Source organism: Acetomicrobium sp. UBA5826, from assembly GCF_002433005.1.
Lineage (GTDB): Bacteria > Synergistota > Synergistia > Synergistales > Acetomicrobiaceae > Acetomicrobium.
This window is the reverse complement of record NZ_DJHF01000007.1, coordinates 61,134-75,699: the sequence shown is the minus strand read 5'-3', so window position 1 is coordinate 75,699 and position 14,566 is coordinate 61,134. Positions and strand designations below refer to the sequence as shown.

Annotated in this window: 22 protein-coding genes; 18 read left to right on the top strand and 4 right to left on the bottom strand. The window is 43.6% G+C overall.

What is annotated here, in order from left to right; translation table 11 throughout:
• The 8 genes from B3N34_RS01530 to B3N34_RS01500 all read left to right on the top strand — a co-directional run.
• A partial coding sequence (locus tag B3N34_RS01530; RefSeq protein WP_286974261.1) for a glycosyltransferase occupies positions 1-397 on the top strand: 397 nt, incomplete at its 5' end.
• Between the two features lie 125 nt (positions 398-522).
• The gene (locus tag B3N34_RS01525; protein ID WP_286974259.1) at positions 523-1,650 is read left to right on the top strand and encodes an IS110 family transposase; all 1,128 of its coding nucleotides are present in this window, start codon (positions 523-525) and stop codon (positions 1,648-1,650) included.
• A 239-nt stretch (positions 1,651-1,889) separates the two neighbouring features.
• A complete protein-coding gene (locus B3N34_RS09825) occupies positions 1,890-2,027 on the top strand; it encodes a TOPRIM nucleotidyl transferase/hydrolase domain-containing protein (RefSeq protein ID WP_414632095.1) in 138 nt (45 codons plus the stop codon).
• A gap of 23 nt (positions 2,028-2,050) precedes the next feature.
• Positions 2,051-2,371, top strand: a complete 321-nt coding sequence (locus B3N34_RS01520) for a glycosyltransferase (RefSeq protein WP_286974258.1) — start codon at positions 2,051-2,053, stop codon at positions 2,369-2,371.
• A gap of 20 nt (positions 2,372-2,391) precedes the next feature.
• Entirely contained in the window at positions 2,392-2,547 is a 156-nt protein-coding gene (locus B3N34_RS01515) for a hypothetical protein (RefSeq protein ID WP_286974256.1), read from the top strand.
• Positions 2,534-3,727, top strand: coding sequence for a glycosyltransferase family 4 protein (locus B3N34_RS01510; RefSeq protein WP_286974255.1), 1,194 nt, complete (start codon positions 2,534-2,536; stop codon positions 3,725-3,727). Before B3N34_RS01515 ends, B3N34_RS01510 begins: the two co-directional genes overlap by 14 nt.
• Positions 3,728-3,876: 149 nt before the next feature.
• Entirely contained in the window at positions 3,877-4,917 is a 1,041-nt protein-coding gene (locus B3N34_RS01505) for an NAD-dependent epimerase (RefSeq protein WP_286974254.1), read from the top strand.
• Positions 4,918-4,936: 19 nt separating this feature from the next.
• Complete coding sequence (locus B3N34_RS01500; RefSeq protein ID WP_286974251.1) at positions 4,937-6,259, top strand: UDP-glucose dehydrogenase family protein; 1,323 nt, start codon at positions 4,937-4,939, stop codon at positions 6,257-6,259.
• A gap of 45 nt (positions 6,260-6,304) precedes the next feature.
• Here the strand turns inward: B3N34_RS01500 and B3N34_RS09805 are convergent, their stop codons facing one another.
• Positions 6,305-6,457 carry a hypothetical protein gene (locus B3N34_RS09805; RefSeq protein ID WP_349679680.1) on the bottom strand — a complete coding sequence of 51 codons (153 nt, stop codon included), beginning with the start codon at positions 6,455-6,457 and terminating at the stop codon, positions 6,305-6,307.
• 224 nt (positions 6,458-6,681) lie between these two features.
• Between B3N34_RS09805 and B3N34_RS01495 the strand changes: the two genes are divergently transcribed.
• The 5 genes from B3N34_RS01495 to B3N34_RS01475 all read left to right on the top strand — a co-directional run bounded on the left by B3N34_RS01495 (position 6,682) and on the right by B3N34_RS01475 (position 10,190).
• On the top strand, positions 6,682-7,797 hold the full coding sequence (locus tag B3N34_RS01495) for a helix-turn-helix domain-containing protein (RefSeq protein ID WP_286974249.1): 1,116 nt from the start codon (positions 6,682-6,684) through the stop codon (positions 7,795-7,797).
• Positions 7,794-8,312 carry a PIN domain-containing protein gene (locus tag B3N34_RS01490; RefSeq protein ID WP_286974247.1) on the top strand — a complete coding sequence of 173 codons (519 nt, stop codon included), beginning with the start codon at positions 7,794-7,796 and terminating at the stop codon, positions 8,310-8,312. The genes B3N34_RS01495 and B3N34_RS01490 overlap by 4 nt, the downstream gene beginning before the upstream one ends.
• Positions 8,313-8,490: 178 nt before the next feature.
• Complete coding sequence (locus B3N34_RS01485) at positions 8,491-8,739, top strand: type II toxin-antitoxin system Phd/YefM family antitoxin (RefSeq protein WP_286974246.1); 249 nt, start codon at positions 8,491-8,493, stop codon at positions 8,737-8,739.
• Between the two features lie 41 nt (positions 8,740-8,780).
• Complete coding sequence (locus B3N34_RS01480) at positions 8,781-9,110, top strand: type II toxin-antitoxin system VapC family toxin (protein WP_286974244.1); 330 nt, start codon at positions 8,781-8,783, stop codon at positions 9,108-9,110.
• A gap of 99 nt (positions 9,111-9,209) precedes the next feature.
• Positions 9,210-10,190, top strand: a complete 981-nt coding sequence (locus B3N34_RS01475; protein WP_286974242.1) for an Rpn family recombination-promoting nuclease/putative transposase — start codon at positions 9,210-9,212, stop codon at positions 10,188-10,190.
• Positions 10,191-10,305: 115 nt separating this feature from the next.
• Here the strand turns inward: B3N34_RS01475 and B3N34_RS01470 are convergent, their stop codons facing one another.
• The gene (locus B3N34_RS01470) at positions 10,306-10,569 is read right to left on the bottom strand and encodes a type II toxin-antitoxin system RelB/DinJ family antitoxin (protein WP_349679679.1); all 264 of its coding nucleotides are present in this window, start codon (positions 10,567-10,569) and stop codon (positions 10,306-10,308) included.
• Positions 10,570-10,745: 176 nt separating this feature from the next.
• On the opposite strand from B3N34_RS01470, the gene B3N34_RS01465 reads away from it, so the two are divergent.
• The 5 genes from B3N34_RS01465 (at position 10,746) to B3N34_RS01445 (ending at position 13,756) form a co-directional block, all read left to right on the top strand.
• The gene (locus B3N34_RS01465; RefSeq protein WP_286974237.1) at positions 10,746-10,988 is read left to right on the top strand and encodes a type II toxin-antitoxin system HicB family antitoxin; all 243 of its coding nucleotides are present in this window, start codon (positions 10,746-10,748) and stop codon (positions 10,986-10,988) included.
• Positions 10,989-11,194: 206 nt separating this feature from the next.
• Positions 11,195-12,163, top strand: coding sequence for an Rpn family recombination-promoting nuclease/putative transposase (locus tag B3N34_RS01460; protein ID WP_286974234.1), 969 nt, complete (start codon positions 11,195-11,197; stop codon positions 12,161-12,163).
• 229 nt (positions 12,164-12,392) lie between these two features.
• Entirely contained in the window at positions 12,393-12,989 is a 597-nt protein-coding gene (locus B3N34_RS01455; RefSeq protein WP_286974232.1) for a Panacea domain-containing protein, read from the top strand.
• 316 nt (positions 12,990-13,305) lie between these two features.
• Complete coding sequence (locus B3N34_RS01450; RefSeq protein ID WP_286974230.1) at positions 13,306-13,551, top strand: type II toxin-antitoxin system HicB family antitoxin; 246 nt, start codon at positions 13,306-13,308, stop codon at positions 13,549-13,551.
• Positions 13,535-13,756, top strand: coding sequence for a type II toxin-antitoxin system HicA family toxin (locus tag B3N34_RS01445; protein WP_286974228.1), 222 nt, complete (start codon positions 13,535-13,537; stop codon positions 13,754-13,756). The genes B3N34_RS01450 and B3N34_RS01445 overlap by 17 nt, the downstream gene beginning before the upstream one ends.
• Before the next feature lie 140 nt (positions 13,757-13,896).
• Here B3N34_RS01445 and B3N34_RS01440 read toward each other — a convergent pair whose 3' ends face one another.
• Positions 13,897-14,169, bottom strand: coding sequence for a type II toxin-antitoxin system mRNA interferase toxin, RelE/StbE family (locus B3N34_RS01440; protein WP_009200780.1), 273 nt, complete (start codon positions 14,167-14,169; stop codon positions 13,897-13,899).
• The gene (locus B3N34_RS01435) at positions 14,170-14,433 is read right to left on the bottom strand and encodes a type II toxin-antitoxin system RelB/DinJ family antitoxin (protein ID WP_349679678.1); all 264 of its coding nucleotides are present in this window, start codon (positions 14,431-14,433) and stop codon (positions 14,170-14,172) included. It abuts the gene before it with no gap.
• Positions 14,434-14,566: the final 133 nt, after the last annotated feature.

Here is a 14,566-nt window from a genome sequence, read left to right as displayed (position 1 = left end):
AGTTTTACAAGAACATCTCCAGCGAGTTTATTTCTTGGGTTACCGTCGCGATGTTCCGCAAATTCTTAGAGAAGCCGACGTCGCTACACTTGTTTCCAAGCGAGAAGGCCTGCCAAAATGCGTGATGGAAGCCATGGCTGCAGGCAAGCCTGTCGTAGCAAGCAATGTTCGCGGTAACCGCGATCTGGTAGAACATGGGTGTACAGGGTTTTTGGTAGAACTTGAAGACATTTCTGGATTAATCCAAGCATTTGAAAAACTTATTTTGGATCGCCAACTGCGAATTTCCATGGGTATTGCGGGGCAAAAAAAGATATGCGATTATTCTTTGGAAAATGTCCTGGCCGAGATGACTAGATCTGAAATGCCGCTCCCGTCTTTTGTTTGTATCGTCTAAAGGTGTGTTTTCCGGGATGATGCCGACCCTAAAAAGGGTAATGGCTCTGCTTGTAGACGAGACGCTTAGACGATACCTAAACGAACCCCTTTATTTTTGTATTTTTTGAAGGAGGCTAAAAGCCCATGATTGAACAGGTAACCGTAGGCGTGGATGTGGGTTGTCACAGGCACAGAGTAGCCATAGCCGCTCCAGACGGCAAATTCGTCGAGGAGTTCGACATCCCTGCAGACAGTGAGGGTTTCAAGTATTTCTTTGGTCGTCTAGATTTCTACCGGAAGTCGTTCGATGTGCCGGTAGTTGTGGCCATGGAGGGCCATGGCGGTTACGGCAGGCCTCTAGATAGCAGCGTTAAGAGGTCCGGCTATACGCTTCTTAACGTGAACAACCTCAAGCTGTGTCGCTTCAAGGAGATATTTTCCTCCCCCGCCAAGACCGACGCAATAGATGCAAGAAAGATAGCACTGCTTGCCAGAATGCAGGATGTGCTTTCTCCCTCCAGGGAAGTCCTGCAGGAAGTGCGCGATGTCCCCCAAGAACACCAGATCATGAAGAGATTGAGCCGCAGGAGGCGTCAACTCGTGGATGAGAAGGTCGTCGTCTTAAACAGGATGCAGGCAGACTTGCAGGCGGTAAGCCCAGGGCTTGCAGACATAGTCGAGTACAAGGATGGAGTGGCCTTTTTAAACCTTTTGACCTGCCGTTCTAACCTTGAGGATCTAAGCAGGTTAGACAAGAAAGAGCTTCTTTCCATAGGCGGGATAGGAGAGGCCTTTGCAGGACGCGTCATAAAGTGGCAGAAGAAGGCCTACTTTTCAAGAGAAGTTGCCTATGTAGGTCCCATGATCATAGAAGACGCTAAAAGGATAATCGAGATAAAAAGAAGCATCAACGAACTTGAAGAAAAGATCGAAGATATATTAAAAAGCTCAAAGCTTGCCGAGACCATAGGCAGCATACCGGGCTTTGGAGCAGTTTGCACGGCGGAACTCGTAGCAGAGATAGGCACGATGGAGCGTTTCTCTTCCGAAAGAAGCCTCGCCCTTTACCTGGGCATGGCTCCCTTGGACAAAAGCTCAGGCAAGAGCCAAGGCACAAGGACACCTACCCAAATAAACAAGAGAGGCAAAGCAGCCATGATGACCGCCGTAGCGCACAACATCCGCAAGGTAGAGGAATCTAAAAGATACTATCAAAAGAAAAGAGATGAGGGGAAAAGCCACAACCAGGCTGTTCGTGCCCTGGGGAGATGAACCGCCCCGGGATTGACGGAGAGTAAAATTCTTGAGCGGAGGAAGTCTCAAATTTGCAACTTCGGTCATATTTAGTTTGCAATAAACAATAAAGGTTGTCAGCATACAACTTTAGTTTTGGTTTCGAATGCTGAACTTGTAAAATAATATATAATATAATAGGACAGGTGAGCCAGAAGGGAAAGCTACTATCAAAAATATAACTGAATACTATAAGGGTATCTCGAATTGCAGGCTAAATGAAGTTTTTTGCTAGATTTGATATACTTGTAGAAGGTGAAACCGAAGGATTAGCTTTGCCAGAATACTTAGCCGTGGTAGGATTGGATTGTAATCAAAAAAGGGGTGTCAATAATTGTAGTGCTGGGGGAAATTAAATCCCCAAGTATTGGCGTTTGTAATGATTATACAGGATGGGCATGAAGCACAACTGCTGGTGGCGGGACAGGGCCCGTTGCTCGAAAATCTTCAGCGACAATCTATGGATTTAGGCATTTATGACCGTGTCGTTTTCTTAGGCTTGCGCCGAGATATACCTTCCCTTTTAGATGCTGCAGATGGGTTCGTCTTATCCTCTGCTTGGGAAGGATTGCCAAATGCTGTTATGGAGGCTATGGCTGCTGCTAAACCTGTGTTAGCTATGAATGTGGGAGGTGTGCCTGAACTTGTTAAGGAAGGCGAGACTGGCTTTATTGCCCCCCACGTAACCCTGAAGCTCTAGCGCAAGCGATGGAGAAAATGATGGCTTTACCTAAAGAAAAATGCATCGAGATGGGCGAGGCCGGCCGGGCGCATATAAAGGCAAATTATAGCTTAGAGCGGGTAGTAGACCAGTGGGAGGCACTTTATATGGAGCTTCTGCAGAAAAGGGGGATTAGCTTAAGTGGTAGTTTATAACGCGACAAATAAAAACAGTCATTCTAAAAATAACGGTAAAGTGCTTTTTATTGCTACAGTTTATACTCATTTAGCAGTTTTTCACATCCCATTCATGAAGATGCTGCAGGAAAAAGGCTACGAGGTTCATGCCGCGGCTTATTCTGTGACAGGACGCAGGGATGATGTTGAAAATGCCGGTGTGATATGTTGGGAAATTCCTTTCAAACGTTCTCCTTATAACCCGGCTAACCTTAAGGCTTTCCTTGAGTTGAGGTCTTTATTAAAGAACCATTATTTTGATCTCATTCATGTTCATACGCCTGTCGCTGCCTTTTTGGGAAGGTTTTTAGCCAAATCAACACATCAGGGTCCAGTTTTATACACTGCACACGGTTTTCACTTCTACAAGGGAGCTCCGCGTCGAAACTGGCTTATATATTATAATGCAGAGCGCATAGCCTCCCGCTGGACAGATGGGCTAATCGTCATAAATAGTGAAGATTTTGAACATGCCCAAAAGCTTGGTTTCAAAGCCGGAGAAAATTTGTTTTACGTGCATGGTGTTGGTGTCGATTTATCCGAATATGCTGACCCACTTGTATGCGAGAATAACATTCGCGCTTCCTTAGGAATTGGCCAGGAAGATATCATTGTAACATGTGTGGCTGAACTGAATGAAAATAAGAACCATGATTTTTTGTTAGATGCCTGGGGTGAGCTGACAAGACGGCATAATTACATTCATTTGTTATTTGTAGGCACTGGAGAAAAAATGGCAACCTTGCAGAAAAGAGTTTTACAAGAACATCTCCAGCGAGTTTATTTCTTGGGTTACCGTCGCGATGTTCCGCAAATTCTTAGGGAAACTGATATCGTTACCCTTGTTTCCAAACGCGAAGGTTTGGGAAGATGTATCATAGAAGCCATGGCTGCAGGCAAGCCTGTCGTAGCAAGCAATGTACGAGGCCCACGTGAATTAATAGAAGACGGCAAGACAGGTTTTTTGGTAGAACTTGAAGACATTTCTGGATTAATCCAGGCATTTGAAAAACTTATTTTCGATCCCCAACTGCGAATTTCCATGGGCATTGCGGGGCAAAAAAAGATATGCGATTATTCTTTGGAAAATGTCCTGGCCGAGATGTCCGATATATATGACCTTTATTTATCAAGAAAAAGCACTGGGATCGCATCTTGAATCTTAATTTAAAATAATAACGAAGCCGGCAAAGATGGCTAATTTCCCTTCGCGGCCGCACTTTGTCTTAAACATTACAGCAATACCCATTTTGCAATCTTAGCGCCCCATAAAGGCCTGATTTAGATTTAACCAAAGGAGACCACCAAATGACCGACACCTTGCCTACACAGTCTACACAGTCAAAAATCCTGATCACCGGCGCTGCCGGGTTTATCGGCTTTCACCTCGCCAAGTTCATGCTTGAGCGAAGGCATTTCGTCGTTGGGTTAGACAACCTAAACAACTACTACGATCCCAAGCTCAAGGAAGACCGCCTGGATATATTGCGCGCCTATGGCAACTTCGTCTTTTACCGCGCGGATTTAAAGAAAAAACCTGTCGTGGATGAAATTTTTGCCGCTTGCAAGCCCGAATACGTGGTGAACTTGGCGGCCCAGGCGGGGGTGCGCTATTCCATCGAAAACCCCTATGCCTACGTAGATTCAAACCTAGTGGGGTTCGTAAACGTCCTTGAAGCCTGCCGGAGTTATCCCGTTAAACACCTGCTTTTTGCCTCGTCAAGCTCCGTTTACGGCGGCAATAAGACCGTCCCCTTTTCGACGGAGCACAACACGGATCACCCCGTGAGCTTGTATGCAGCCACGAAAAAGGCAAACGAACTGATGGCCCACACCTACGCCCACCTTTACGGCATCCCCTCGACGGGGGTGCGCCTTTTTACCGTCTACGGTCCCTGGGGAAGGCCTGACATGGCTTACTTTTCCTTCACTCGCGACATCTTGGCAGGGGTGCCCATCAAAGTCTTCAACCACGGCAGGATGAGCCGCGACTTTACCTACATTGACGACGTGGTAAAAGCCCTTTACCGCCTTATTGACCTCACGCCAAAGGCAAACTCCGACTGGAACGAAAAGACAGGCCCGATAAGCGAAAGCTTTGCTCCCTACAAGATCTATAACCTGGGCAACAACAGCCCCGTTGAGCTTTCGAGGTTCATTGCAGTACTTGAAAATTGCCTCGGCAAAAAGGCCCAAAAAGTATACTTGGACATGCAGCCTGGCGACGTTATAATGACTTACGCCGACGTGGCTGACCTTGAAAAAGCCATCGATTTCAAGCCCGAGACGCCAATAGAGGAGGGCTTGGCAAAGTTCGTGGAGTGGTACAGGAAATATTATAAAGTTTAAAGGCAAGGAGTGGACGTTCATGAACAGGATAGCCGTCGTTGGGACGGGTTACGTTGGGCTTGTTTCGGGAAGCTGTTTGTCTGATTTCGGATTAAACGTGATATGCGTGGACAAAGACGAAGAAAAGATCGAAAGCCTGAAGTGCGGCGTGATCCCCATCTTTGAGCCAGGCTTACAGCCGATAGTCGAAAGAAACGTCTACTACAAGAGGCTTGAATTTACCACCGACTTAAGGCAGGCCGTCGAAAGCTGCGACGTAATATTTATCGCCGTGGGAACGCCTCCCGCAGACGACGGAAGCGCAGACCTTACGTATGTCGAGCAGGTCGCCCGCGACATCGCCCGCTACATGAACGGCTACACGGTCATCGTGAACAAAAGCACTGTGCCCATCGGGACGGGCAAAAAGGTCAAAGAATGGATAAACGAGGAGATGGCAAAAAGAGGGGCAAGCTTTGAGTTTGACGTCGTCTCAAACCCCGAATTCCTGCGGGAAGGCTCGGCCGTGCACGACTTCACCCACCCCGACAGGGTGGTCATCGGCACGGACTCAAATCGGGCGCTTGAGGTGATGAAGCAGGTTTACAGGGTATTGTACTTAAACGAGACGCCCTTCGTCGAGACGAACATAGAGACGGCCGAGATGATAAAGTACGCCTCAAACGCCTTTCTGGCGATGAAGGTGACCTTCATAAACGAGGTGGCAAACCTTTGCGAGCACGTAGGGGCAAACGTGCAGGACGTCGCCAGGGCCATGGGCATGGACGGCCGCATCGGGCCCAAATTCCTGCACCCCGGGCCGGGCTACGGCGGAAGCTGCTTTCCCAAAGACACCAGGGCCTTTGCCGAGATGGCGCGCAAATTCGGCGTGTCTTTAAGCTTGGTCGAGCAGACCGTCGAGGCAAACGAACGCCAAAAGCTTTTGGCCGCACAAAAGATAGAGCGCGTCTTGGGAGATTTATCGGGAAAGCAATTGGCAGTGCTTGGGCTTGCCTTTAAGCCGAACACCGACGATATGCGCGAGGCACCCTCCATAACCATACTAAACGAGCTCGCTCAAAAAGGTGCCACCTTTAAGGTCTACGACCCGGCAGCCCATAGGGAAGCCAAATGGAGGCTCAAAAACATCGAAGACAGGATCATTTACTGTCAAAACGAATACGAGACCATGGAAGGAAGCGACGCCCTGGTAATCATCACGGAATGGAACCAGTTCAGAAGCCTTGATTTAAACAAGGTAAAGGAACTGCTGCGCCAGCCCTACTTTTTCGACCTGCGCAACATCTACAAGAAAAAGGACATGGAATCCCGCGGCTTCAAGTACTTCGGCATGGGCCAGTAACCCCGGGGTCAGGTCTTTAATCTTGAATTTTCCGGCTGAATACCTTTAAAGGTTAACGGAGGTTTCTGAAAAGCCAAAATTCAAAACTAAAGATGTGACCCCAATTAGGTATTGCACGCCGGGGCAAGAAGGAATTTCCCCAAAAAACGAGCCATCCTCGAGCATTTTGTACCTTGCCACATACATAGCTGTTTCCACGAAGGCAGTCAATGCAGATATTTATGATTACCTCAAGAATTATTCAAGAATGATTGTAGAATAAAACGACACTTATGTAACTGTGCCGTATCATCAGATATTTAAGAAACCAGGGCAGTTTATTATGTATTTTATCCACGGTTTGTCCCCTGGTATAAAAATATACTTGTTGACAAATATTTATATAAATGTATATTTATAAATAAGGGAGGGGGTGAATATAGATGGCTATTGAAGATGTGGCCCGTAATGTAAAAATAAATAGAATAGCAAAAGGATTCAGCCAAAGAAAATTAGCTGAAGTGGCTGGCATATCTGAGATAGAGGTCAAAAAAATCGAAGCAGCACATATCCAACCAAAGGTTAGGACCTTGGAGGCCATAGCTAGAGCGCTTAAGATCAGACTTGACGAGCTTTTTACTCCGGTGGGAGAGCTGAAGGCAGTGCGTTTTCGCTCATTTAAAAAGATGAAAAAAAGGGATCATTTGTTGGCCAAGATTAAGAAATGGCTCGATGATTTTAATTTCCTCGAGGATGTGTTAAATAAGAAAGAGCCATTTTATTTTAATTCTATAGAAGATCAATGTATCAAATCTGATCCTAAAGAGGCTGCTTATCTGTGTAGAGAGAAATTGGGCTTGGACCTCAAGGTCCCTATCTATGATATATGTGGATTGCTTGAAAAAGCTGGAATTAAAATACTTATACTTCCCATTGCTTCAGAAGGTTTTTTTGGACTTTCCATCAACGATAAAGACAAGGGACCGGCAATAATTGTAAACGATTGGGATCGAATTACCGTTGAGAGGCATATATTCAGCGCTGCACATGAATTGGGACACATAATGCTTCATCCTGAAAGTTTCGATATGAGCGAAATTCAGGAAGATGAAAAGGAAGAGCGGGAAGCAAACCGATTCGCCAGTCATTTCTTAATGCCCGACGAAGGATTTTTTAACGAATGGAACGAAGCGGCTGGTCTGCATTGGGTAGACAGAGTCCTTAAGGTAAAAAGCATTTATCAGGTAAGTTATAAAACTGTCTTATACAGGTTGATAGAGCATAAAATTGTTGATGACTCGATATGGAAAAAGTTTTGTTATGCTTATACTAAGAGATACGGAAAAAAATTGTCATTTAAAGAGGAGCCTGACTGGGTTAGCAAAGATGGAGAACCATATAAACTAGTTCGTTTTGTTTTCTGCGAAAGTCGTTTCAGTCGTCTTGTTAGGGAAGCTGTGAAAGAGGACAAGATTTCCTTGAGTCGTGGAGCAGAAATGTTGGGGATTGGGGTCAATGAAATGCTTGAGCTTGTTCAAAGCTGGGAGGCTGTTGTGTGACACCTAACACGGAAGCTCGAACATTTTATATCATGGATGCTTGCGTGGTGATAGACTTCGTTAATACAGAGAAGGATATTTTAAAACTCTTCGCGGAATTCATGGGGCCTTTTTATATAGTAAGTCCAGTCATTGAAGAAATCAATGGAATAGATGGCGAAAAAGAGCTTGTCGAGTTGGGTTTTTCTGTCATTGAGCCTGAAATAGAAGATGCCTACAAAGCAGGGGAAAGCTTAGGTCCGCTTTCGTTTCAGGATTGGATTTGTCTTCTCACTGCGAAACGTCATGGTTTTACCTGTGTGACAAACGACAAGAAACTAAGAGAGGTATGCAATCAAGAAGGCGTAAGAACGCTTTGGGGTTTAGGATTTATTGTTGAACTATATAAAGCTGGTGGTATAACGTATGAGCATGCTATTTGTATTGCTCGTAAAATCCATGAATCAAATCCCAAACATATTTCAAATAAAATTTTTGAAAAGTTTAATAAAGATATTAGCAGTTTGGGAAAATAAATGGGGGTCGTGAATGAGGGTCGGGTCTTTAATCTTGAATTATCCGGTTGAATACCTTTAAAGGTTAACGGAGGTGTCCGAGAATGCCAAAATTCAAAACTAAAGATGTGACCCCAGTTAGGCTAAGTTGACTTAGTCTATGACTTAGTCTATACTTTTAAAAAAGGAGTGAGTCTTAATGTTGCTCAAGGTAAATGTTCATGAAGCCAAAACCAACCTTTCCAAGCTCTTAGCCCAAGTGGAAGAAGGCAAAGAAGTCATCATTGCAAGAGCAGGCAAACCTGTCGCCCGACTGGTGCCGGTAGAAAGACAGACAGCACAGCGCATTCCAGGAAGCGCAAAGGGGAAGCTGGTCATCGCTGACGACTTTGATGCGCCACTTCCTGAAGATATCCTTAATGAATTTGAAAAATGCGACTGCTGTTAGATACCCACACGTTTTTGTGGTGGATCACAGATGACCCAAGGTTGTCCGAAAAGGCTCGCGAAATTATGGGTGATGGCAAAAACCAATTATTCTTGAGCGCTGCCAGCGGTTGGGAAATTGCAATAAAAGCTAAACTTGGCAAGCTAAAGGTTTCTGATAATCTTGAGCATTTTATTCCTGAACAAGTGGCCCTTAACGCCATTGAAAACCTGCCCATTCTTTTAAGCCATGTCTTACATGTCTATACCCTTCCGGACTATCATCGGGACCCTTTTGATCGCTTGCTAATTTCACAAGCTCAATTAGAAGGGCTGCCCATTCTGACGGTTGACTCTCAAATCTCTCAATATCCGGTGGAAGTCCTTTGGTGAGCAAAAAGCGTGGGATTTTGGTTCATTAGTTTTAAGGTTATGCTTTTTCATGTACAATAAACTACGTCATTTACTTTCAATCCAAAGGAGGTTTCCCTTGTGCCAAAAGACGACCTAATGCCTAAAGACCCCCACGACAGGCTCTTTAAAAGGGTGATGTCAGATGAAGCAAATGTAAGACAATTTATAAAGGAGTTTCTACCAAAAGACATTTCAAGCCAGATAGATCTAAAGGAAATGAAGCTAATCCCAACAGAAAAGATCAAAGGCTATAACAAGTACTACATGGACATAGCCGTAGAATGCTATATATCAGACATAAAAGGACAGCTTTACTTCGTATTTGAGCATAAATCTTACCCTGATCCAAACGTCTTACTTCAAATACTGAGCTATATGACCGTAACGTGGGACGAACAGAAAAAGAAAAATATACCACTTACACCTGTAATTCCCGTAGTCATTTATCACGGCTTTTCAAGCTGGAACATAACTACTCATTTTCAAGGACAGTTCGACAGCTTAAATGAATCCATAAAACCTTACATCCCTGAATTCAATTATGTACTAGTAGACTTAACCCAAATTCCTAACGACGAGATAGAACAAAAAGCAAAGTCCACCCCCTTTTTGATGGCAAGCTTGATAATCATGAAGCTTGTAGCCTTACATGATATAGAGGGAATCACAAGGATAGCTGTTATAATAAAGCTGTCCGAAGAAGAAAGGATAATACTGATCCTTTATTTATTTTACACTTTGGACGTAGACCAAGACACCATGCAACGGATAGTAAAAGAACTTGGAGGTGAAAAAGTTATGCCATCTTTTGCAGAAAAGCTGATAAAACAAGGAGAAGAAAGAGGCGAAAAAAGAGGGAAAGAAAGGGGCAAAATAGAGGGAAAAATAGAGGGCAAGCAAGAGCTGCTTATAAAACTGTTGCACCGAAAATTCGGCCTGTCGTCTTCTGACGAAAAGACGATCCGCTCCGTTACCGACGAATCCAAACTTGACGCCGCGGTCGAAGCCATATTTGACGCCAAATCGAAAGACGAAGTTTTAAAGCTGCTTGGGCAGTAAATTGCATTGGGGTCACGTCTTTAATCTTGAATTTTCCGGTTGAATACCTTTAAAGGTTAACGGAGGTTTCTGAAAATGCCAAGATTCAAAACTAAAGATGTGACCCCAGTTATATTTAGAGCCCTAAATCTGCAAACGCATCTTCGATGGAAGTTTTAGATATTCCGCCTCCCTCTTCAAGCTCGACCATTGCCTTTCTCGTCCTGGCGTTTGGCACCTCTAGATCGAAGGGGAATCGACCGTCTTCGGCTATTCGAACCAATAGCAACCGAACGGCATCAGAGACCGAAAGGCCCATCTTGTCCAGAGCTTTTGATGCTCGCTCTTTTGTGTCGCTGTCTATTCTTACCCGAATTGACGAATCGCAAACGCGCCTCAATTCAAACACCTCCTGTTTGTGATAACATTGTAGCCATATTACTTTTGATCGTCAAGGGGAAACACTGGTACTGGGGTCTGCCATTACAAATGTCTGCTTGCTATGAAGGTTAATGATACAATCCATAAACAGGGATTGTAAGCTTGTGACTGTGATTGAAGAGAGGTATTGAGACGATGAGTAAAACTCAAGCTTATAAAGTTATCTTCGAGCCTGCGGAAGAGGGCGGTTATACTGTGTATGTCCCTTCGCTTCCTGGGTGTATTAGCGAAGGTGATACCTACGAAGAAGCGCTTGCGAATGTGAAGGAAGCCATCAAAGGGTGGATAGAAGTTTCCGAGCAATTTGGCGATGAAATCCCGCAATGGGGAAACCCGGGGTCGAAACCCCGGGGTCGGATCTTTAATCTTGAATTTTAGTTTAATAGTTTAACGATGCTGCCAAAAATGCTTAATTGTTTCTTTTGTATGTAAATGCCCAAGACATAATTTAGAGTAAAGATCAAGTTACCTTCGATGTTTTTTGTGATATCATTAGCAAGTAACGCAATATATACCAGCTTTAAGCATTTTCATGCCTTGATTGCTGTATTAAAATCATCTTCAACCCAAAGGAGGTTTCACCTTTGCCAAAAGACGACCTAACGCCCAAAGACCCCCACGACAGGCTATTTAAAAGGGTAATGTCAGATGAAGCAAATGTAAGACAATTTATAAAGGAGTTCCTCCCAAAAGACATTTCAAGTCAGATAGATCTAAAGGAAATGAAGCTAATCCCCACCGAGAAAGTTAAAGGCTATAACAAGTACTACATGGACATAGCTGTAGAATGCTATATATCAGACACAAAAGGGCAGCTTTACTTCGTATTTGAGCATAAGTCATATCCTGATCCCGGAGTTTTACTTCAGATACTAAGCTATATGACCGTAACGTGGGATGAACAGAGAAAGAAAAATGTACCACTTACACCTGTAATTCCCGTAGTCATCTATCACGGCTCTTCAAGTTGGAACATAACTACTCATTTTCAAGGACAATTCAACAGCTTAAACGAATCCATAAAACCTTACATCCCTGAATTCAATTATGTACTAGTAGACCTAACCCAAATTCCTAACGACGAGATAGAACAAAAAGCAAAGTCCACACCCTTTTTGATGGCAAGTCTCCTTTTGATGAAGCTTGTAGCCTTACATGACATAGAGGGAATCACGAGGATAGCTGTTATAATAAAATTGTCTGAAGAAGAAAGGATAATACTGATCCTATATTTATTCTACACTCTCGACGTAGACCAAGACACCATGCAACGGATAGTAAAAGAACTTGGAGGTGAAGAGCTTATGCCGTCTTTTGCAGAAAAGCTGATAAAACAAGGGGAAGAAAGAGGCGAAAAAAGAGGCGAGATTAAAGGCACAATCAAAGGCAAACAAGATGTGCTTATAAAACTGTTGCGCCGAAAATTTGGCCTGTCGTCTTCTGACGAAAAGATAATCCGCTCCGTCACCGACGAAGTTAAACTCGACGCCGCAGCCGAAGCCATATTTGACGCCAAATCGAAGGACGAAGTTTTAAAGCTGCTTGGGCAGTAAATAGACGAAACGAACTTGGCATAGATGCATGGTTAACCAGTGATGACTGGTTTCGCTTATTATTGTTTGGATTATAATTATATATGTTGGCAGAGGATATACTATGAGAGCATTGAAGTTTCCGGAGATAAACCTCGGTAATGATGAATTAAGTTAACACTGGCTATCCAACTTTCTATTGATTAAATATAATCGTAATTGTATATGGGGGAGGGGGGATATAATAAAAATGATCCCTTTTAGGAAGCAGAAGTTTGAGAATGCTGTAGCTTATTTTGCTTTCGAATTTAATAGGCGAAAGGGATATTATCCACGCCAAACTTGGATATATAAGTTTCTTGCACTTCTCGATTTTCGTTCGCTTAAAAAGACAGGTGTTCCATGTATTGGCTTGGAATATGATGCTATGAAATTTGGGCCCGTTCCAAATATTTTATACAATTCTCGCTCCTGTTTAAGATTTAAAAAGTTTAAATTTATCAAGACGGCTGACGGGGGATTTAGAGTTGAACCGGTAGGTAAACCAAACCTTGATTATTTTGCTGACGATGAAATAGATTTAATGGAAGAGATTTTGGACGACTATACAAGGGATGGCGTCAATCTTGATGACCTAATAGCAAATGCTCACAAGGAGATCAAAGCTTGGAGTAAAGCCTGGGATATTGCCATAGAATATGAAAGGGGCAGAATACCAATGAGATATGAAGACGAATTTGATGATCTTTCTAAAAAGAGCGAGAATGAATTAACGCCTGAAGAGGAGTATTTTTTGATTTACAAGGGCATGAAAGATAGGGAAGAAGCAAAAAAAGCTATTTCTTAGTTTCCTGCCAGTGATTTGTCATGGATGTGGGCGATGTCTTTATCTGGGAACAATATCCTTATTCAATAGAAGAGCCTCCCCAAGTCAAAAAGGAGAAAAAGCTAGAATAATTACTTGCATTGGGATCGGATCTTTAATCTTGAATTTTCCGGCAGAATACCTTTAAAGGTGTAACGGTAAAGGTATAACGGGGGTTCCTGAAAATGCCAAGATTCAAAACTAAAGATGTGACCCCAGTTACTATGAAGGTTTATGATACAATCCATAAACGGGGATGGTAAGCTTGTGACTTTGATTGAAGAGAGGTATTGAGACGATGAGTAAAACTCAAGCTTATAAAGTTATCTTCGAGCCTGCGGAAGAGGGCGGTTATACTGTGTATGTCCCTTCGCTTCCTGGGTGCATTAGCGAAGGTGATACCTACGAAGAAGCGCTTACGAATGTGAAGGAAGCCATCAAAGGGTGGATAGAAGTTTCCGAGCAATTTGGCGATGAAATCCCGCAAAGCGATGTTATTGTCGATGTTGTAGAGATATCTCTTTCTGATGAGCAAACTGCCTAACCTCTCCGGAAAAGATGTAGCGAAAAAGTTGGAGAAGATTGGTTTTGTCTTCGTTAGGCAATCGGGAAGTCATATGATATTGCGCAAAGAGAAGCCCTCTAAAATGACCGTAACTATACCGGATCATAAAGAGCTAAAGCGAGGAACTTTGAAGAACATCTTGCGCCAGGTCGGCATTTCTCTTGATGAATTCTTAAAACTTTAAGGTTATTATCTTATTGTCATTTCATGTCGGGATTTAGGGGTCGGAAAACTCCGGGGTCGGATCTTTAATCTTGAATTTTAGTATAACAGGGTAGTTCTGTTTGTTCCGATACGCCTGAATGAGGATAAAAGATCTTATTCCTATCGATCAAAAAGTTCAGAATGTGAACCGGTTGAAACTAAAAGCAGCTCTTTTGCTGTTTTTCTGTATATAAGAAGCCAATCGTTATCAATATGAATTTCTCGATACTTATTCCACTGCCCACGTAAAGAGTGATCTAAATAATGTGCTGGCAAAGCTTCTCCTTGGGCAAGGAGCGAAATCGCCTCTCGCAACTTCTCTAAATCTTTGCCCTGCCGTTTTATACGACGAATGTCCTTTTTGAACTGCGAAGAGTATCGAATATCTAACATTTAGAGCCCTAAATCTGCAAATGCATCTTCTATGGAAGTTTTAGATATTCCGCCCCCTTGTTCAAGCTCGACCATTGCCTTTTTCGTCTTGGCGTTTGGCACCTCTAGATCGAAGGGGAATCGACCGTCTTCGGCTATTCGAATCAATAGCAACCGAACGGCATCAGAGACCGAAAGGCCCATTCTGTCCAGCGCTTTTGATGCTCGCTCTTTTGTGTCGCTGTCTATTCTTACCCGAATTGACGAATCGCAAACGCGCCTCAATTCAAACACCTCCTGTTTGTGGTAACATTGTAGCCATATTACTTTTGATCGTCAAGGGGAAACAGTATATGGTGCAAAAACTTATCGATTCCGTTAAAAGAGGATTCCCGCTTTCATCTGCGGACTTCTAATA

Coding starts and splice junctions, on each gene's coding strand:
- B3N34_RS01505 (WP_286974254.1), top strand. CDS start 3,877: ATGACCGACACCTTGCCTACACAGTCTACACAGTCAAAAATCCTGATC.
- B3N34_RS01440 (WP_009200780.1), bottom strand. CDS start 14,169: ATGTTAGATATTCGATACTCTTCGCAGTTCAAAAAGGACATTCGTCGT.
- B3N34_RS01500 (WP_286974251.1), top strand. CDS start 4,937: ATGAACAGGATAGCCGTCGTTGGGACGGGTTACGTTGGGCTTGTTTCG.
- B3N34_RS09825 (WP_414632095.1), top strand. CDS start 1,890: ATGAAGTTTTTTGCTAGATTTGATATACTTGTAGAAGGTGAAACCGAA.
- B3N34_RS01445 (WP_286974228.1), top strand. CDS start 13,535: ATGAGCAAACTGCCTAACCTCTCCGGAAAAGATGTAGCGAAAAAGTTG.
- B3N34_RS01525 (WP_286974259.1), top strand. CDS start 523: ATGATTGAACAGGTAACCGTAGGCGTGGATGTGGGTTGTCACAGGCAC.
- B3N34_RS01465 (WP_286974237.1), top strand. CDS start 10,746: ATGAGTAAAACTCAAGCTTATAAAGTTATCTTCGAGCCTGCGGAAGAG.
- B3N34_RS01495 (WP_286974249.1), top strand. CDS start 6,682: ATGGCTATTGAAGATGTGGCCCGTAATGTAAAAATAAATAGAATAGCA.
- B3N34_RS01515 (WP_286974256.1), top strand. CDS start 2,392: ATGGCTTTACCTAAAGAAAAATGCATCGAGATGGGCGAGGCCGGCCGG.
- B3N34_RS01450 (WP_286974230.1), top strand. CDS start 13,306: ATGAGTAAAACTCAAGCTTATAAAGTTATCTTCGAGCCTGCGGAAGAG.
- B3N34_RS01485 (WP_286974246.1), top strand. CDS start 8,491: ATGTTGCTCAAGGTAAATGTTCATGAAGCCAAAACCAACCTTTCCAAG.
- B3N34_RS01455 (WP_286974232.1), top strand. CDS start 12,393: ATGATCCCTTTTAGGAAGCAGAAGTTTGAGAATGCTGTAGCTTATTTT.
- B3N34_RS01520 (WP_286974258.1), top strand. CDS start 2,051: ATGATTATACAGGATGGGCATGAAGCACAACTGCTGGTGGCGGGACAG.